Annotated in this window: 16 protein-coding genes; 7 read left to right on the plus strand and 9 right to left on the minus strand. The window is 63.7% G+C overall.

The window, feature by feature from the left end:
• Positions 1-408 precede the first annotated feature (408 nt).
• On the plus strand, positions 409-1,623 hold the full coding sequence (chrA, locus tag AUL36_RS06875) for a chromate efflux transporter (RefSeq protein WP_062219238.1): 1,215 nt from the start codon (positions 409-411) through the stop codon (positions 1,621-1,623).
• A gap of 57 nt (positions 1,624-1,680) precedes the next feature.
• On the opposite strand, the gene AUL36_RS06880 is transcribed toward chrA, so the two are convergent.
• Positions 1,681-2,886 (minus strand): pyridoxal phosphate-dependent aminotransferase, encoded by a 1,206-nt coding sequence (locus tag AUL36_RS06880; RefSeq protein ID WP_062219240.1) that lies wholly within the window; start codon positions 2,884-2,886, stop codon positions 1,681-1,683.
• Between the two features lie 210 nt (positions 2,887-3,096).
• Here AUL36_RS06880 and AUL36_RS06885 point away from each other — a divergent pair, with 210 nt between their 5' ends.
• Complete coding sequence (locus tag AUL36_RS06885) at positions 3,097-3,714, plus strand: glutathione S-transferase family protein (protein WP_062219242.1); 618 nt, start codon at positions 3,097-3,099, stop codon at positions 3,712-3,714.
• Between the two features lie 65 nt (positions 3,715-3,779).
• Here AUL36_RS06885 and AUL36_RS06890 read toward each other — a convergent pair whose 3' ends face one another.
• The 3 genes from AUL36_RS06890 to AUL36_RS06900 all read right to left on the minus strand — a co-directional run bounded on the left by AUL36_RS06890 (position 3,780) and on the right by AUL36_RS06900 (position 6,037).
• Positions 3,780-4,229, minus strand: a complete 450-nt coding sequence (locus AUL36_RS06890; RefSeq protein ID WP_062219244.1) for a PRC-barrel domain-containing protein — start codon at positions 4,227-4,229, stop codon at positions 3,780-3,782.
• Between the two features lie 140 nt (positions 4,230-4,369).
• On the minus strand, positions 4,370-4,906 hold the full coding sequence (locus AUL36_RS06895; protein WP_058602288.1) for a superoxide dismutase family protein: 537 nt from the start codon (positions 4,904-4,906) through the stop codon (positions 4,370-4,372).
• Between the two features lie 117 nt (positions 4,907-5,023).
• Complete coding sequence (locus AUL36_RS06900; protein ID WP_244497067.1) at positions 5,024-6,037, minus strand: DUF1176 domain-containing protein; 1,014 nt, start codon at positions 6,035-6,037, stop codon at positions 5,024-5,026.
• Positions 6,038-6,339: 302 nt separating this feature from the next.
• Here AUL36_RS06900 and AUL36_RS06905 point away from each other — a divergent pair, with 302 nt between their 5' ends.
• Complete coding sequence (locus AUL36_RS06905; RefSeq protein WP_062219247.1) at positions 6,340-6,735, plus strand: acyl-CoA thioesterase; 396 nt, start codon at positions 6,340-6,342, stop codon at positions 6,733-6,735.
• A gap of 186 nt (positions 6,736-6,921) precedes the next feature.
• Entirely contained in the window at positions 6,922-7,182 is a 261-nt protein-coding gene (locus AUL36_RS23700) for a hypothetical protein (protein WP_156418296.1), read from the plus strand.
• Between the two features lie 220 nt (positions 7,183-7,402).
• On the opposite strand, the gene AUL36_RS06910 is transcribed toward AUL36_RS23700, so the two are convergent.
• The 3 genes from AUL36_RS06910 to AUL36_RS06920 all read right to left on the minus strand — a co-directional run bounded on the left by AUL36_RS06910 (position 7,403) and on the right by AUL36_RS06920 (position 9,829).
• Positions 7,403-8,056 (minus strand): hypothetical protein, encoded by a 654-nt coding sequence (locus AUL36_RS06910; RefSeq protein ID WP_058602285.1) that lies wholly within the window; start codon positions 8,054-8,056, stop codon positions 7,403-7,405.
• 115 nt (positions 8,057-8,171) lie between these two features.
• A complete protein-coding gene (locus AUL36_RS06915; RefSeq protein ID WP_062219249.1) occupies positions 8,172-8,423 on the minus strand; it encodes a DUF2164 domain-containing protein in 252 nt (83 codons plus the stop codon).
• Positions 8,424-8,563: 140 nt separating this feature from the next.
• On the minus strand, positions 8,564-9,829 hold the full coding sequence (locus AUL36_RS06920; RefSeq protein WP_244497063.1) for an extensin-like domain-containing protein: 1,266 nt from the start codon (positions 9,827-9,829) through the stop codon (positions 8,564-8,566).
• A 209-nt stretch (positions 9,830-10,038) separates the two neighbouring features.
• Here AUL36_RS06920 and uvrB point away from each other — a divergent pair, with 209 nt between their 5' ends.
• From uvrB to AUL36_RS23705, 3 genes are all read left to right on the plus strand, one after another.
• Positions 10,039-13,029, plus strand: a complete 2,991-nt coding sequence (gene uvrB / locus AUL36_RS06925) for an excinuclease ABC subunit UvrB (protein WP_082655684.1) — start codon at positions 10,039-10,041, stop codon at positions 13,027-13,029.
• Positions 13,030-13,122: 93 nt separating this feature from the next.
• Entirely contained in the window at positions 13,123-14,493 is a 1,371-nt protein-coding gene (locus tag AUL36_RS06930; protein WP_082655686.1) for an HD domain-containing protein, read from the plus strand.
• A gap of 2 nt (positions 14,494-14,495) precedes the next feature.
• The gene (locus AUL36_RS23705; RefSeq protein ID WP_156418297.1) at positions 14,496-15,014 is read left to right on the plus strand and encodes a hypothetical protein; all 519 of its coding nucleotides are present in this window, start codon (positions 14,496-14,498) and stop codon (positions 15,012-15,014) included.
• A 107-nt stretch (positions 15,015-15,121) separates the two neighbouring features.
• Here the strand turns inward: AUL36_RS23705 and AUL36_RS06935 are convergent, their stop codons facing one another.
• Positions 15,122-15,445 carry a hypothetical protein gene (locus AUL36_RS06935; RefSeq protein WP_156418298.1) on the minus strand — a complete coding sequence of 108 codons (324 nt, stop codon included), beginning with the start codon at positions 15,443-15,445 and terminating at the stop codon, positions 15,122-15,124.
• A gap of 150 nt (positions 15,446-15,595) precedes the next feature.
• A complete protein-coding gene (locus AUL36_RS06940) occupies positions 15,596-15,916 on the minus strand; it encodes a hypothetical protein (protein WP_062219253.1) in 321 nt (106 codons plus the stop codon).
• Between the last annotated feature and the right edge of the window lie 13 nt (positions 15,917-15,929).

The following is a 15,929-nucleotide window of genomic DNA, read 5'->3' on the forward strand; positions in this document are numbered from 1 at the left end:
CCGCCGCACAGTGCTATGCAGCGCCGAAGACTGCTTGGAACCGCGGCGCTACGCGACGAGATTCGAACCAGATTGCATCGTCGCTAGGCAACTCCGTCCAGCAAGGCATGGCAAGCTGATCAGAAGCTGAGAAGTTTCATGCATTGCCTGCATAGCAGGCATGTGGCTTTGCGTCTGGTGATACCCACAAAATCGATTTAATTTGGATCTCAGTCGGACGGAAGGGAGCTTACCTCCTCCCGAGCTTTCTTCTCCGGCCGTTTCCTCCCAGGGATGCTCCAGGCATTCCAACTTTCAGGCCGGGCTTTCGAGCTCGGCTTTTCTTTTAGGTACAATGGCCCACAGGCTGCGCAAAACCGACGAGCCGACTTGTCATCGGTTTGTCTTGCTGGTCTCCTAAACCGCAGCATGGTCGCGCTTCCCTCCGTCTCGCCCGCCGCCGCAAAGCCAGCGAGAGCCTTCAGCGTCTTTCGCGTCTTTCTTCTTCTGGGTCTCACCTCGTTTGGCGGCCCGATCGCGCATCTCGGCTACTTCCGGCAGGCCTTCGTCGAGCGGCGCAAGTGGATGGACGAAGCCAGCTATGCCGATCTCGTGGCGCTTTGCCAGTTCCTGCCCGGCCCGGCCTCCAGTCAGGTGGGCTTCGCCATCGGGTTTCAGCGTGCGGGCCTGCGCGGTGCGCTTGCCGCCTGGGCCGGTTTCACCCTGCCCTCCGCCCTTCTCATGTATGTCGTCGCGCTCGGTGCCGGACGCTTCAACACTGGCGGCGGCAGCGATCTCGTTCGATCGCTGAAGATCCTCGCCGTCGCTGTCGTGGCGCAGGCGGTCTGGGGTATGAGCCGGACGCTGACACCCGATCGCAAACGCGCCGCCATCGCACTCGTGGCCTTGGCGCTGGTCGCCCTCGGGCCGAGCGCGCTGGCGCAGGGTTTGTCGATCGCGGTTGGCGCGCTTCTGGGGCTCTTCTTCTGCCGCGAGCCGATGGAAACGGTGTCTTCTCCGACCCATGACACCCCGCCGGCGCGCCGGCGTCTCGCCTTTGCGGCCCTCGCGCTTTTCGCGTCACTGGTCTTCATTCTGCCCCTTCTCGCCCCGCTCGTGCCCTCGCCTGCGCTGCATCTCTTCGATGGGTTCCTACGCTCGGGGGCCTTCGTCTTCGGCGGCGGCCATGTGGTGCTGCCGCTCCTCGAAGCCGAGACCGTTCGGCCGGGCTTCGTCGGGGCCGATGCCTTCCTCGCGGGCTATGGCGCGGCTCAGCTCGTGCCTGGCCCGCTTTTCACCTTCGCCACCTATCTCGGCGCGCTCGCCCCCGCGCCGGGCGGCCTCGTCGGCGCGGCTCTGGCAACGCTCGCGATCTTCATGCCGGGCCTGCTCCTGGTGCTGGCGGCCCTGCCCTTCTGGGACGAGCTGCGGCAGCGCCCATCCGCGCGCGCCGCCCTGCGCGGAGCCAACGCTGCCGTGGTCGGCGTGCTCGCCGCCGCGCTTTACGATCCCGTCTGGACCCATGCCGTGACGAGCCCGCGCGACATGCTGCTCGCCGTCACCGGCTTCCTGCTGCTGGTCCTCTGGTCGCGTCCGCCCTGGCAGGTCGCGCTCGCACTCATCGCGGCGGGCTTCATCGTATGAGCACGAAAAAGGCGGCTGGTTGCCCAGCCGCCTCGATCGATCGGAGTCTGGTCCGGATCAGCGTTTGAGCGAACCGCAGAAGCGCTGGATGCGGGTGCAGGCTTCCTCCAGCAGGGCGTCCGAGGTCGCGTAGCTCAGGCGGAAGTTGGGGCCGAGGCCGAAGGCCGTGCCGTGAACGACCGCGACGCCTTCCTGCTCCAGCAGAGCCGTGACGAAATCCTCGTCCGTCTCGATGCGCTTGCCCGCTTCGGTGGTGGAGCCGATCAGCCCGCGCACCGAAGGGTAGACATAGAACGCGCCCTCGGGCGACGGGCATTCGATGCCGCTTGCCTGGTTGAGCATGGACACCACGAGATCGCGGCGGCGCTCGAACATGGCGCGGTTCTTCGGGATGAAGTCCTGTGTGCCGTTCAACGCCTCGACGGCGGCCCATTGCGCGATCGAGCAGGCGCCCGAAGTCTGCTGACCCTGGATCATGTCCATCGCCTTGATGAGCTTCAGCGGGCCGCCGGCATAGCCGATGCGCCAGCCGGTCATGGCATAGGCCTTGGACACGCCGTTGATCGTGATCGTGCGCTCATAGAGCGCCGGCTCGACCTGCGCGGGCGTGGCGAAGGTGAAGTCGCCATAGACGAGATGCTCGTACATGTCGTCGGTCATGACCCAGACATGCTCATGGCGCATGAGCACATCGGTCAGCGCCTTGAGCTCGGCATGGGTATAGGCCGCGCCGGTCGGGTTGGACGGCGAGTTGAACAAGAACCACTTCGTCTTGGGCGTGATGGCGCGCTCCAGCGCCTCGGCCGTCAGCTTGAAATTATCCTCCTGCCGCGTCTCGACGACGACGGGCGTGCCGCCACACAGCGACACCATCTCGGGATAGCTCACCCAGTACGGCGCGGGGATGATGACCTCGTCGCCGGGGTTCAGCGTCGCCATGAAAGCGTTGAAGAGAACGTGCTTGCCACCCGTCGAGACGATCGTCTGCTCGGGCTTGTAGTCGAGCCCGTTCTCGCGCTTGAACTTGGCGGAGATCGCCTCGCGCAGCTGCGGAATGCCGGAGATGGGCGTGTACTTGGTTTCGCCGCGCGCGATCGCCTCGACGGCCGCCTGCTTGATATTGTCGGGCGTGTCGAAATCCGGCTCGCCGGCGCCGAGGCCGATGACGTCCCGCCCCTGTGCTTTCAGCTCACGCGCCTTCTGCGACACGGCAATGGTGGCGGACGGCTTCACGCGGTCCAGGGAAGCGGCGAGAAAACCCATGATCAGGCTCCGGGAAACGACATCGAATCTTCACTCGACTTTCGCCCGCGGCCGGCCGAGCGCGAAAATCGGCGGACCCTAGTCCCGCACCCGCCTCGGCGCAAGGCGAAGACCCATCAAGATCGTTGATGCCAGGCGCACAAAAAGGAATTGGCCGTTCGAGCCGCGCTTGGCTCCAATACGGGGAGATCAATAAGGAGACCTCCGGGAATGCTGACCGTCTATGGCATGAGCGACAGCGGCAATTGCTACAAGCCGCGCCTTCTTCTGTCGCTAATGGGTCGCCCGTTCCGCCATGTCGAGGTCTCGACACGCGATGGCTCCACCCGCACGGAAGCGTTCCTGAAGCGCAACCCGGCCGGCCAATGTCCACTTCTGGAACTGGAGGATGGCCGGCTCCTCGCCGAGTCCAACGCCATTCTGGCGTATCTCGCTGATGGCACGGACTTCCTCCCCACAGACCCGTTCGAGCGCGCCGAAACGTTGCGCTGGATGTTCTTCGAGCAGAACGCGCATGAGGGCAGCATCGCCGTCCGCCGCTCGCTGACGGTCTACCCGGAGCGCAAGAGCGCCGCTACGCCTGAGCGCATGGCGCTCACCTTCGAGAATGGAATGCGCGCCCTCGCCGTGATGGAACGCCATTTAACGGCCGCGCCCTGGTTCGGACCGGGCCGCCCCAGCGTCGCCGACATCGCGCTCTATCCCTACACCGCCACGGCCGCCGATGGCGGCTTCTCGCTCGACGGCTTCCCCGCCATTCGCCGCTGGCTGGCCAGTGTGGAAGCTCTGCCGGGTTTCCAGCCGGTCGGTTGGGCGCCCTCGCCCTAACGAAAAACGGCCTGCCCGAGGGAGGATCGGGCAGGCCGCCAAAGGCTCAACTCACGCGTTCGATATCAATCGTCGCCGGGGACGATCTTGTCGAGGTCCACGGTCGGCGCGTTCTGGAGAATGTCGCGCGTCAGCGTCGGCGCGGTCACGCGCGTCTTGCTGCCGTCCATGGTCATCTGCAGGGCCGACCAGCTGACCAGCACGTCCTTTTCGCCGATGCCGAGGAAGCCGCCCACTTCGATCACGACGGCCTGAACCGTTCCGTCGGAACCGAGCACGAAATCCTCGATCTCACCGATCTTCTCGTTATTCGCGCCGTAGACGTCCTTGCCTTCGAGCTTGTCGGCCAAGAAGCGGGCCGGAGCTGCGCCCGTGACGACGTCCGGAAGGACGATGATCACTTCGCTATTGGCAGCTCCGGTGGCTGCGGGAGCAGCGGTCGTCGTGGCCGTCTGCGCGAAAGCGGCGGAGCCGAGAAGCGTGGCGAAACCGGCGGCGAGAACGAGGGACTTCATACGCGGATCATTCCTTTTACAAAAGGCTCCGAAGACAAGAAACGCGCTTCGGATCACGGAGACAGAATGTCGCGATAAGGGATCGGTTCCCGGCCACGATCGCATTTCATGGCCAGGAACCGAACCGCACACGTCAGGCCTCAGGAGGCGGGGAAGACCACGCCGCAGGCCATGCGCGAGCCGGCATTGCCGGTCGGCTGCGAGTGATGATCGTCCGGCGCGCCGTGCACCATGATGGCCGTGCCGTCCGCATCCTTCAGCGGTGCGTCGCCATCCTCGAAGCGAACCATGGGATTGAACTGCTGGAAGCGCGCGACACCGCCCTGCACATAGATATTGGCCATGTCGCCCGCATGGGGTCCGCCCTCGACCTCGAACCCGTGCTGCTTGTTCGTCGGGTTATGATGGCCGCCAGCCGAGTCGAAATTGCCTTCGCAGAGGCCCTTGGCATGGAAATGCAGGCCATATTCCCCGTCCTGCATTCCCGTGAGGTCGCCATCGACGATCACGCCGTTCGGCGTTTGCGTGATACGGATCGTGCCATGCGGCTGGCCGTCCGCACCGCGCATGGTCACGCCGATCGGCTCGCTCGTCGCAGCAGGCGCCGGGGTCTGCGCGAAGGCCGGCAGAGCGGCCGACAGGGCTATGGCGGTGGCGGAAAGAAGGAGGGCTTTCATCGGGTGTCTCCGGTCGGGGCGGCAAGCCGAGCCGGCTCCGCCATGCCGGGCCAACGCCACCTTGCCGGAGCCGTTCCCAGCCGATCAGCGTCCTCGCGCGAGCGTGAAGGCCGCCGCTCAGCGTTTGGAGGTCCGCAAGGGCCAGGTTTGGGGCCACCGGCTCATATCGTCCTGCCCGTTGCATTCGGATTGCTCCCGAGCGTCCACCAGCCGCAACTGGAGCGCTTCCGGATCGAGTTCATATTCGGCAGAGATGCCGCAATCCCCGATGCCACGCCCCTTCAGGAAGGTGATCAGCCGGTTCCCGTCCCAGCCCGCGTTCCAGATCGTCATCGTGGCCACCGGGCCATCGGCGGCCATGGACACCACGGGGAACACATCCGCCGAGTCCCCCTCCTGAAGATAGAGGCGGGACGGCTCGTTGTACGCGCCGGGGCTCCCGCAGGCCAGAACGTAGAGACGCGCCTGATCGCCCATCGGCACGGAGAAACCCAGAATCGATGGCGGAAAGCCGTTGAAGTCCGAGCACTGCCCCGGGCCTTCGCTCCAAAGCCTGCGCACGCTGGCCGGCAGCGCGGCCGCATCGGTGATATCGCTCGCCAACAGGCTGGGCTTGGTCGGCGCCTTATCGCCCTTGTCGATCAGAGCATTGGCGGTGCCGGTTCGTTGCTGATCCTCGTCCATCTTGCGCAGGGCCGCCACCAGCCCGGACAGCGAGAATGTCGTGCTCTGCGTCTTGCCTGCCGGCGTCAGGCTGATCTCGACAGTCGAGGCGCGCTTGAGATCGGCCAGAAGATCACCGAGATCGGCGCTGACGGCTTGGCCTTCCTTGTCGGCATGAAAGGCGCTCGCCGGCAGCTCCCGGCTCGCGCCATCGTCGAAGCGCAGCGTTACCGGGCCGGACAACGGAGCGGCCTCGCGCAACCCGATCGCAAGCTTCGGCACGTCCGCCGCGCCGGGTCCCCGCCGAATCCCCAGGGCGATGAGCGGGGCGTTCCCTTTCGAAAAGGTGGAAGCGTCGCAGTCGAGTCCTGACGTGCAGGTCAACGACCAGTCGCGATAGATGCCGCCCGTGGCGGCCAGCGCTCCGGTCACAGCAAGCCCAGTCAAGGCGATGGCCATTCGTGTCACACGCAATTTCCGTCCTCCCATTCGCCCGCCCACAAGGCCCTGTCTGTCCCGCAAGCCTTTGGCGATCTCGCGACCATTCTCGCCGACGGGCGAAGACTGCTTCGACGGGGTTCACCGGCTAGGGCCGGTGCGGAAGATAGTCGATCCCGCCCGGACATCTCAACGTATGCGCGCTATTTCCCCAGCCGATCGTACCGTATTTTGGCATGGACCACCCGGCAGGCGTTCACATCGCGGGATCGCGCTTGCGCCGCCGGGTCGTCTCGCGCACACCTGCGGCAGGTTCAATTCGAGGCGCCAGCATGATCGAAGACGAAGAGCATCCGAGCGGCGAACTCACGGTGCGCATTCTGGCCATGCCGGCCGACCGCAATGCCGCCGGCGATATTTTCGGCGGCTGGGTGATGTCGCAGATGGATCTGGCCGCCGGCATTCGAGGGGCCGAGCGCGCGCAGGGGCGGGTCGCCACGGTTGCCGTCGAAACGCTGGCATTCCGCCGCCCTGTGAAGGTGGGGGACACGCTCTGCGTTTATTCTTCCATCGAGAAGGTCGGGCGCACATCGATCCGCTTGAAGATCGAGGCTTGGGCGCGCCGCTACCTCACCTCCGAACGCGTGAAGGTGACGGAGGGCGTCTTCGTCATGGTGGCGCTGGATGAAGAGGGCAGGCCGACGCCCGTTCCGGTTTCGGACGACTGAAGGCCTTCTACCCGCCGCAAAACGCGCCACGGTCGCGCTTCACTTCGGCAACGGATCCGGCATCGAACCGGAGACGGCGGCATCGTCACGCTGCCCTATCGAAGGTGCCAGCGCGGCGCCGTCGGTCGCTCAATGAGGGAATCAAGATCGATGCTCAGCAATCGCATCTTCGGAAGGCTACTCCTGATGATCGCCATTTCGTCTGTCGGCGCGTTGGCAATCGAAGCCAGGGCGCAGGAAGCTGGCGAAAAGATTCCGGTGCCAGCCGAAACACAGACCAGCAAGAGTGATGACCCAAAGGCTTCACTGAAAACGAGCAACGCCCCTACGAAACAATGCGGCAAATCCGGGACTGACGGGCGTGATGGTCAGGACGGAAAAGGGGTGAGCGGAGGAAAAGGTGGCAAGGGCGGCAAGGGCGGTTTTGGCTCCTGCGATGATCGATAAGGAAGCCCGGGATCGTGCCCCTCACCTCCGATGAGCGTGAGATAGGCAGACGCGCCACTCGAACCTGTCGCGGCCGTGTTTGAGAGGCCCCGCTCGTTGTGAGGTTTCCGCCTTCTATCGAAACGCTGCCTCCGCCGGCCTCACCGTCCTTCCGGTGTCAGACCGGGATCAAGCCATGGAGCCGGGCGATCATCTCGCCCGGCCCCTATCCTACGATGTCTCAGTTCGCCGGCGGCGGCGGTGTCGCGCCGGCCGGAGCCGGACGATCGCCAGCTGGCGGCGGCGGAGGCGGTGCGTCGCCGTTCACGAGGCTGGGCGGCGGAGGCGGAACGCGCGTGCCGGCATCCTCGACCTTCTTGGTGAAGGCGTCGAGGATGGGCTTTGCGGCCGCCATGCAGTCCGCCAGATCCTCGTCGCCACAGGTCACGCGAAGCGTCTGGCCTGGGCCCATATTGATTTCGAAGCCGGCGCGGGCGGGCATGGGCGGGCCATGACGGCCGTCAGGGCCACCGCGTTCGCCGCGCGGACCCTTTTCACGATCGCGGTCCCGGTCGCGCTTCTCCCGATCCTTGTCCTTGCCCTTGTGGTCGCGATCCTTGTCGTCCCGATCCCGGTAGAGATCGCGCATGTCGCGATCGCGGTCGCCCGCCTCGTCATCGCCGTCATTGGTCCGCGCCCAACGATCGCCATGGCGCATGTCGCGTGAGCGGTCGATGTCGCTCCGGTCGCGATAGGGGGGCAGGTCGTCGTCCGGGCGCACGTCCCGTTCGTATCGTCCGCCGCGATCCTCGCGGTCGGGGCCGTCTTCCTGCGCGTGCGCCAAAGGCGACGCGGCCGCAAGAAGCACGGCGGCCAATGTCAAGGGTTTCAGCATGGCTGGTTCCTTATCTCCGTGCGGATCGGGTTCCGCGCGCCCTCAACGCGTGATGGGCCAAAGCGTTGCTGCGCTTCGAGATCAGCTGACTCCGATTGTCGTGGAGACCGCCCATTCAGCGCCGCCCGGTCGGCTGCTCCAGGCCGAAAATTTCGTCGCTCACGTCGTCGATTTTCCTGCGCACCAGCGCCTGCGCATCGTGCAGCCCGCCATTGTAGAAGTACCCGCCCATCTTCTCGGCGAAAAACCGCATCAGCATCTCCGCCGGAATGGCGCCGATCGATTGGTCCAGTTCCTCGCGAAAATAGTCCTGAATGTCGGCGACGATCGCCTTGGTCTCGTCGCGATTGAACTGGATTGGCTTCATAGTGGGGACTCCCAAGAGTTCAGCGACAGCTCATACGCCGAGCCGTCCAATCCTGGACCGGGGCGCTGAAGCCATTTTGCCCGGCCTCGACGGACAGTCGCATATCAACCCGCATGGGCCGCCGTGCTTGCGGCTCGCACTCACTTGCAGATGGGCCGCAGCCGCGCCTTCACGTCGAGATGAAGATGGTCGGCATGGGCGCGGTTGTATCCCGGCCCCAGAACCGTGCCGAAATAGCGGCAGCTGCCCTGCCGGATCGCGGCTTGAAACGCCTTCTCGCGGAACGAGAACATGCCCTTGCGGCTGACGCGCATGGTGGAGCCGTCGCTGAAGCGGAAGCCGCCGACATCGAGCGCATTGCCGCTGGCATGTTCGGAGATCGTGCGCGAACCCGCAATGCGCGAGCAGCGGTAGGACGACATGTTGATCAGCGCCGTGGGCTTCTTCCAGAGCTTCCAGCGCGCGGCGGGCTTCACATCCTTGTCGAGCCAGCGGGCCACGCGCAGCGCCGCCTCGCAATTCATCGTCGCGGCCGGCGTCATGGCGATGCCTTTGACCGCCTCGGTGACGCGCACCGGGTTGGAAATGCCGCAGGATCGGCTCGTCTCGATCGGCGAAACGTCGGTGAAGCGCACGCCGAGCTTGCGCAACTCGCGCCGGCACATGGCCTCGTCGCTGGCGAGCGGTCGGTATCCGGGGGGCGTTTCGCGCTCCAGCGCGCCGCGCGGCGGGCGCACGATCGAGGGTGGCGGGACACGCGCCGAAAGTGAGGCATAGGAGGGCAGCGGCGTTCGCGCCGGTGGCGGCTTACGGGCGGGCGCGGGGCTCGCATCCGGCTCGGCCTCGATCTCGGACGGCTCGGCCTCGGTCAGCCCTTCCCACGGGTCGAACTCCGCCTCGGGCCGCGCGCCATAGGAGCCTCCAACGCCCGGCATCGCATCGGGCAGCGACGCTTCTTCGATCATGCGGCGGATCGGATCGTCGCGGGTGCTCGCGGGGCTGACGAGGCTGGTGGAGGCATCGCGCACGGGATAGGTGCGGCCGTAATCGCCGGGGCCGCGCTCGTGCTCCGGTACGGGCTCGGCGGCCGGCTCGGCGGGCTCGGGCGCGGCGGCCACCGGCGGCGGAGCAGGATCGGCCGAGCGGGCCGGCCGTTTGCGCGGCGGCGGATCGCCGAAGGCGGGACTGGGAACATATCCGCCCTCGGCCGGCGCGGCACCGCCCCAGACGAGGCGGCCGCCCGTGCGCGCATCGCGCGCCGTCGGCATGTTTGTAGGCTCTGGCGCGGAGACCGGCGGCATGGGAAAACCGGAGTCGAGCGCCTCGGCCAGATCATCGGCGCTCGCCGTCGCATACACGGCAACGGCGAGCGTGACGATGCGCCAACCCGTCTTACGCAGAACCATCGGGGCGGCCTTTACATCCTCCGCGAAACTCGAGCGGACAGGAGCAGGATGGGTTAATTTGGTAAGCGAATGATGAACGCGGAATCGCGAATGCGTGAGATTCCGAACCACCCTTTTGTCGCACCTTGTCTCAAACGCCCGCCGGAGCGTTTCGCGGCGATGGTTCGTTCCCCCTTTATTCTGCCGCAGCGCGAGGCCATATTCGCCCCATGCCCGATCCCAAGAAGCCCCGCCGCTCTCCCATTCTCGACTATGCCGACGCGTCGGAGCGCCTGCATCCGGGCTTCGGCGAAAGCCCGCAGCCCGAGCTGACCGGCACGCCCCTCTCCGGCCCCCTGTCCGGCTGGGCCGACGAGATCGCGCAGAACCTCGAGGAAGAGGCGCAGCGCAAGGCCGCGCAGAAGCCGGCGAAGGCGAAGAAGCCCTCCGCGCCCGTTGATGCCCCGAAGACCAAGCCGTCCAAGGCCGGCGCGTCCAAGACCGCGCGCGGCACCTCCATGGGCGTTGCGGCGACGCCGGCCGAGCGCGCGCGCGCGGGCCTCAACCCCGTGGCGGGCCTCGACGTCAGCCTGGAGGACGCCGCCGCCCTGCCCGAAAGCGGCGTCACGGCGACCGTTCAGGCGCTGCAGGACCTCATCACCTCCGGCAACCCGCTGCACAAGAACGGCGAGCTGTGGATTCCCCACCGCCCCGCCCGCCCGCAAAAGTCCGAAGGCGGCCACGCCTTCCGCATCGCCTCCGACTACACGCCGGCGGGTGATCAGCCGACCGCGATCGCCGACCTCGTGTCGGGCGTGTCGGACGGCGACATGACGCAGGTTCTGCTCGGCGTCACCGGCTCGGGCAAGACCTTCACGGTCGCGAACGTCATCGAAAAGACGCAGCGCCCCGCCCTGATCCTCGCGCCCAACAAGACGCTGGCGGCCCAGCTCTATGGCGAGTTCAAGAACTTCTTCCCGGACAACGCGGTCGAGTATTTCGTTTCCTACTACGACTATTACCAGCCGGAGGCCTACGTCCCGCGCTCCGACACGTTCATCGAGAAGGAATCCTCGATCAACGAGCAGATCGACCGGATGCGCCACGCCGCCACCCGCGCGCTTCTGGAGCGCGACGACGTGATCATCGTCGCCTCGGTCTCCTGCATCTACGGTATCGGCTCGGTCGAGACCTACACGGCGATGACCTTTCAGATGTCGATCGGGGACCGGCTGGACCAGCGCCAGCTTCTCGCCGATCTCGTCGCCCAGCAATACAAGCGCCGCGACATGGATTTCACGCGCGGCAGCTTCCGGGTCCGGGGCGACACGATCGAGATCTTCCCGGCCCACCTGGAGGATCGCGCCTGGCGCATCTCGCTCTTCGGGGACGAGATCGAGGCGATCCACGAGTTCGACCCGCTGACGGGCGCCAAGACCGACGATCTCAAGTCGGTGAAGATCTACGCCAACTCGCACTATGTGACGCCGCGCCCGACGCTGCAGCAGGCCGTGAAGTCGATCAAGGAGGAGTTGCGCCTTCGCCTGATCGAGCTGAACAAGGCCGGCCGCCTTCTGGAGGCGCAGCGGCTGGAGCAGCGCGTCACCTTCGACATCGAGATGATCGAGGCGACCGGCGCCTGCAACGGCATCGAGAACTATTCGCGCTATCTCACCGGCCGCCAGCCCGGCCACCCGCCGCCGACCCTGTTCGAATACCTGCCCGACAACGCGCTCGTCTTCATCGACGAAAGCCATGTCACCATTCCGCAGATCGGCGCGATGTACCGGGGCGACTTCCGCCGCAAGGCGACGCTGGCCGAATACGGCTTCCGCCTGCCCTCCTGCATGGACAATCGCCCGCTCCGCTTCGAGGAGTGGAACGCCATGCGCCCGCCGACCGTCGCCGTGTCGGCGACGCCCGGCTCGTGGGAGTTGGAGCAGTCCGGCGGCGTCTTCGCCGAGCAGGTCATCCGCCCGACCGGCCTCACCGATCCCCCGATCGACATTCGCCCCGCTCGCTCCCAGGTGGACGATCTCCTGGGCGAAATCCGCGAGGTCACGGCCAACGGCTACCGCGTGCTCTGCACCGTGCTCACCAAGCGCATGGCCGAGGACCTCACCGAATATCTGCACGAGCAGGGCATCCGCGTGCGCTACATGCACTCGGACATCGACACGCTGGAGCGCATCGAGATCATCCGCGATCTGCGGCTGGGCGCCTTCGACGTTCTGGTCGGCATCAACCTCCTGCGCGAGGGTCTCGACATTCCCGAATGCGGTCTCGTCGCCATTCTGGATGCGGACAAGGAAGGTTTCCTGCGTTCGGAAACCTCGCTGATCCAGACGATCGGCCGCGCCGCGCGCAACGTGGACGGGCGCGTCATCCTCTATGCCGACCGCACCACCGGCTCGATGGAACGCGCCATCGCCGAAACCAACCGCCGCCGCGACAAGCAGGAGGCCTATAACCGCGAGCACGGCATCACGCCGGAATCGGTCAAGGCCAAGATCGCGGACATTCTGGACAGCTATTACGAGAAGGATCACGTCCGCGTCGGCGCCGGCCCCACCGCCAAGGAAGGCGCGCTGGTCGGCAACAATCTCAAGAGCCATCTGGAGCATCTCGAAAAGGAGATGCGCCATGCCGCCGCCGATCTCGACTTCGAGAAGGCCGCGCGCCTGCGCGACGAGATCAAGCGCCTTCAGGCGACCGAACTGGCCGTCGCGGACGATCCGATGGCGCGTGAGGTGGACATCGCGCTCTTTGGCGGCGGCGAGCCCTCACGCGGCAAGCGCCCCGCGCGCGGCAAGGGGGCCAACCACCAGAACCCGCGCTTCGGGCCGAACGGCGAGCCCCTCGCCGCGCGCATCCAGGGCGACCATGCGAGCGTGAAGGCTCTGCGCCCGAAGGACGCGGACGACACACGTGCGGACGAAAGCCATTCCTATTTCCAGCGCCCGACGCTGGACGACATGGGACCGGGCACCGACACGCCGACGCCCAACCGCTCGCTCTTCCGCAAGAACTCGCTGGACGAGATGACCGTCGGCCGCACGGAAAAGCCCAAGCACGACGGCCCCCTCCCCGCGCGCCCGAGCGCCGGCGAGGACGCCAAGCCGATCCGCCGCGAGAAGATCGGCGTGGGGAGTTATGAGGATGCGGGGGACGAGAAGCGGCGGAAGCGCCGGCCGGGGAAGACGGGACGGCCGGGGCGGTGATGCAATTACATCGAACGTCCATGGCTTGAATTCATAGTTGTGGATGGAATTTATTCCTATTAATTTTTTCTGAAAGCTGCTACGACTCCGTTTATGGCGGAATCAAGAAACCAGCGCATTCGCGACCCCATACACGGCTTGATTGTATTCAAGAGTCGTTCCGCCATAGATCAGCTTGCTTGGCGGCTCATTGGTACGTCTGAGTTTCAAAGGCTACGCCGAATTCATCAGCTTGGCGTATCAGAATTCACGTTCCCCGGTGCCGTCCATACGCGCTTTGCGCATTCCATAGGTGTGTTCTTTTGCGCGCGCTTGCTCGTTGATGTTATCGAACGTGAACTTACTAACTCCGGCAAGACCTTTAGTATCCCCAAAAGCGAGGTTGCAGTAATAGCAGCATTACTGCACGATCTTGGGCATGGTCCGTTCAGCCACACGTTCGAAAGCGTTCAAGAAGCTAGAGGTGTGAAGAAGCGCCACGAATCTTGGACGGCCGAAATAATTCAGAACCCAAAGGGCGAGATCAGAGGTCTTCTCGACGGTTACAGGATTGGCTTCTGCAAAGAGGTTGCTGAGCTGCTTGCGGCTGAGGATCCCAAAGATATCTATCATGCCGTTGTGTCTAGTTCATTTGATGCGGATCGCTTAGACTATATCAGGCGCGATAAGCTGATGACGGGAACTGGCGCTGGCGCAATCGATTTCGACTGGCTTATGGATAACGTGCGTGTCGGTGAGATAGATATTGGCGCACCCGATAGTGAAGATGAGACGATTAAAAAAGTCGATACTTTCTGTCTCTCTCTTAAGGCTTTGCCGGCGGCGGAGCAATTTCTACTTGCGCGATATACTCTACATCAGCAGGTTTATTTCCACAAAACCACTCGCTGCGTGGAGCATATGATCTCAAAGCTCCTACGGCGCGTTGCTTTTCATGCTGGAGCCGGGAAGGCTATAGAGAAAAACACCGGCCTTAAAAAGGATCACATCCTTATCCGGTTCTTTGCGAAAAACGGCGAGTCGATTTCCAACTATCTCGAGCTTGACGACGTTGTTATCACCGGCGCCCTAGCTTCAATGACTAAAGCAGAAGACCAAACAATATCGGATCTATCTAAGCGTCTACTAAATAGAGATTTGTACAAAACTTTAGATACGGCTTTTTTCGGAAAAGATGAGGGTACGCAAAGGCAGCACAAGCGCCGGATCGAAACAAATTTTAGAGGAAAAATTAACGATGAATCGGTCATACTGGACGACAAAGCATCTATAGGGATTTACGCAGAGATTGGTGGAGACGACGATAGAGCACACAAGAAATTGCATGTTCTTAACGGGAAGAAGCCCGTTGAGATTAGTCTTCTATCTAAAATGATACCCGCGCTGGAACGAAAAGAGCAGTTTACACGTTTTTACTTTGAAAACGAGACTGACAGAGATTTGGCAAAGACACAGAAAGCGTAGAAATGTCTATCGAACCCGAAGCCTACGTCTCTGCGATAATCAGTTCGGCCGGTGGATCTCTGGTTAGTCGTATCCGTCTTCAAAAGATTGCTTATCTTTTAGATAAAATAACCGCAGATTCGAAATTTCATTACACTTATCATCATTATGGTCCGTACTCTCGCGATTTAGATAATGCCATCCTAGATGCAGAAGCATTCGGCCTAATCGAAGAAAACTATGAGCGTCGTAAAAGTGATGGAGCGCGCTATAGCGTTTTTAAAACGCTTGAGGAAACGCAATCTCTTGCACCACCACTATCTGCAAAACAAAAGAGCCTTGTAAGCCAATTCTCAAAGGTCAACGTTACGGTTTTAGAGTTGGCTGCAACAGCGCATTGGCTCGCGTTCGAAGAGAAAGTGGGCGATTGGCATTCGGAAATAATTCAACGTAAAGGTTCAAAAACTGAAGCTGGCCGACTCGATAAGGCTGTAAAACTACTTCAGGATTTGGGTATAAACCTGCCGGGAACAACGAACTGAAAAAAGGCCGAAGATTTGTACATCTTCGGCCTTTTAAATAAAAATCTACTTTGCAAGATAATTGGATATCTAGCTCTACATATATCTTGAAGATTCTTTACTGACGATCACCACCCATCCCAATACCGATCCCGGCGGCGCTCCTGTCGCTCCCAGCGCCGCCGGTCCTCGCGCTCCCAACGCCGCTCCGCCCGTTCGCGGCGGTCGTAGCGCGGCTGCGGCGGCTGGTAGCGGTAGCCCTGACGGCGCACCTCGTCGGAGCTTTGCAGGCCGCGCGCGCGGTTGAGCTGGATCTGCGCGTTCACCTGATCCTGCAAACGCTGCTCGGCCGCGTTGCGCGGCGGGCCGGAGGGCAGCATCAGCTCTTGCGCGAGGGCCGGGGCGCTCGCGAACCCGAGCATGGCGAGGGACAGGAGAATGCTCTTCTTCATCGGACCCATTCCTGAACTTGGCTTCGGAGCGTAGAACGCCCCGGCTTGCGAAGGGTTGCGGCAGAGGCTTGGGCGAAGGGAAAGGCGGACCGTGCCGCCCTCCCCATCTCCCGCAGGCGTCACGCCCTCTTCCGGGCGTGAGCGGCCGGTTTAGCGGTAGTAGCCGTCGCGATTGGCGCGGCGGATCGCGTGGTTGGCGCGGTCCTGCATCCGCTTGATCTTGTGCGCCGAGCGCGGGTCGATCCGTCCGTTGTTGTAATAGCGGGCGCGGCGTTCGACGCGGTCGATGCGGCGCTGCTGACGCTCCAGGCGCGCGGCCTCGCGCGGGCTGATGCGGCCGTGGCGGTAGCCGCGCTCGATGCGCTCCTGCTGGCGATACTGACGGGCGTCGGAATGGTAGCTCTGCGCGCTGGCGGGCACGGCGGTCGCGACGAGCAATCCGGCGATCGCGACGATGAGGGACTTCTTCATAGGTTCGTTCCTC

Origin of the sequence: Aureimonas sp. D3 (genome assembly GCF_001463805.1) — a bacterium.
Classification (GTDB): Bacteria; Pseudomonadota; Alphaproteobacteria; order Rhizobiales; family Rhizobiaceae; genus Aureimonas; species Aureimonas ureilytica_A.

Bases quoted from the DNA above. Each gene is read 5' to 3' on its own strand.
- chrA (WP_062219238.1), top strand. From the start codon at position 409: ATGGTCGCGCTTCCCTCCGTCTCGCCCGCCGCCGCAAAGCCAGCGAGA.
- AUL36_RS06880 (WP_062219240.1), bottom strand. From the start codon at position 2,886: ATGGGTTTTCTCGCCGCTTCCCTGGACCGCGTGAAGCCGTCCGCCACC.
- AUL36_RS06885 (WP_062219242.1), top strand. From the start codon at position 3,097: ATGCTGACCGTCTATGGCATGAGCGACAGCGGCAATTGCTACAAGCCG.
- AUL36_RS06890 (WP_062219244.1), bottom strand. From the start codon at position 4,229: ATGAAGTCCCTCGTTCTCGCCGCCGGTTTCGCCACGCTTCTCGGCTCC.
- AUL36_RS06895 (WP_058602288.1), bottom strand. From the start codon at position 4,906: ATGAAAGCCCTCCTTCTTTCCGCCACCGCCATAGCCCTGTCGGCCGCT.
- AUL36_RS06905 (WP_062219247.1), top strand. From the start codon at position 6,340: ATGATCGAAGACGAAGAGCATCCGAGCGGCGAACTCACGGTGCGCATT.
- AUL36_RS23700 (WP_156418296.1), top strand. From the start codon at position 6,922: ATGATCGCCATTTCGTCTGTCGGCGCGTTGGCAATCGAAGCCAGGGCG.
- AUL36_RS06910 (WP_058602285.1), bottom strand. From the start codon at position 8,056: ATGCTGAAACCCTTGACATTGGCCGCCGTGCTTCTTGCGGCCGCGTCG.
- AUL36_RS06915 (WP_062219249.1), bottom strand. From the start codon at position 8,423: ATGAAGCCAATCCAGTTCAATCGCGACGAGACCAAGGCGATCGTCGCC.
- AUL36_RS06920 (WP_244497063.1), bottom strand. From the start codon at position 9,829: ATGGTTCTGCGTAAGACGGGTTGGCGCATCGTCACGCTCGCCGTTGCC.
- uvrB (WP_082655684.1), top strand. From the start codon at position 10,039: ATGCCCGATCCCAAGAAGCCCCGCCGCTCTCCCATTCTCGACTATGCC.
- AUL36_RS06930 (WP_082655686.1), top strand. From the start codon at position 13,123: ATGGCGGAATCAAGAAACCAGCGCATTCGCGACCCCATACACGGCTTG.
- AUL36_RS23705 (WP_156418297.1), top strand. From the start codon at position 14,496: ATGTCTATCGAACCCGAAGCCTACGTCTCTGCGATAATCAGTTCGGCC.
- AUL36_RS06935 (WP_156418298.1), bottom strand. From the start codon at position 15,445: ATGAAGAAGAGCATTCTCCTGTCCCTCGCCATGCTCGGGTTCGCGAGC.
- AUL36_RS06940 (WP_062219253.1), bottom strand. From the start codon at position 15,916: ATGAAGAAGTCCCTCATCGTCGCGATCGCCGGATTGCTCGTCGCGACC.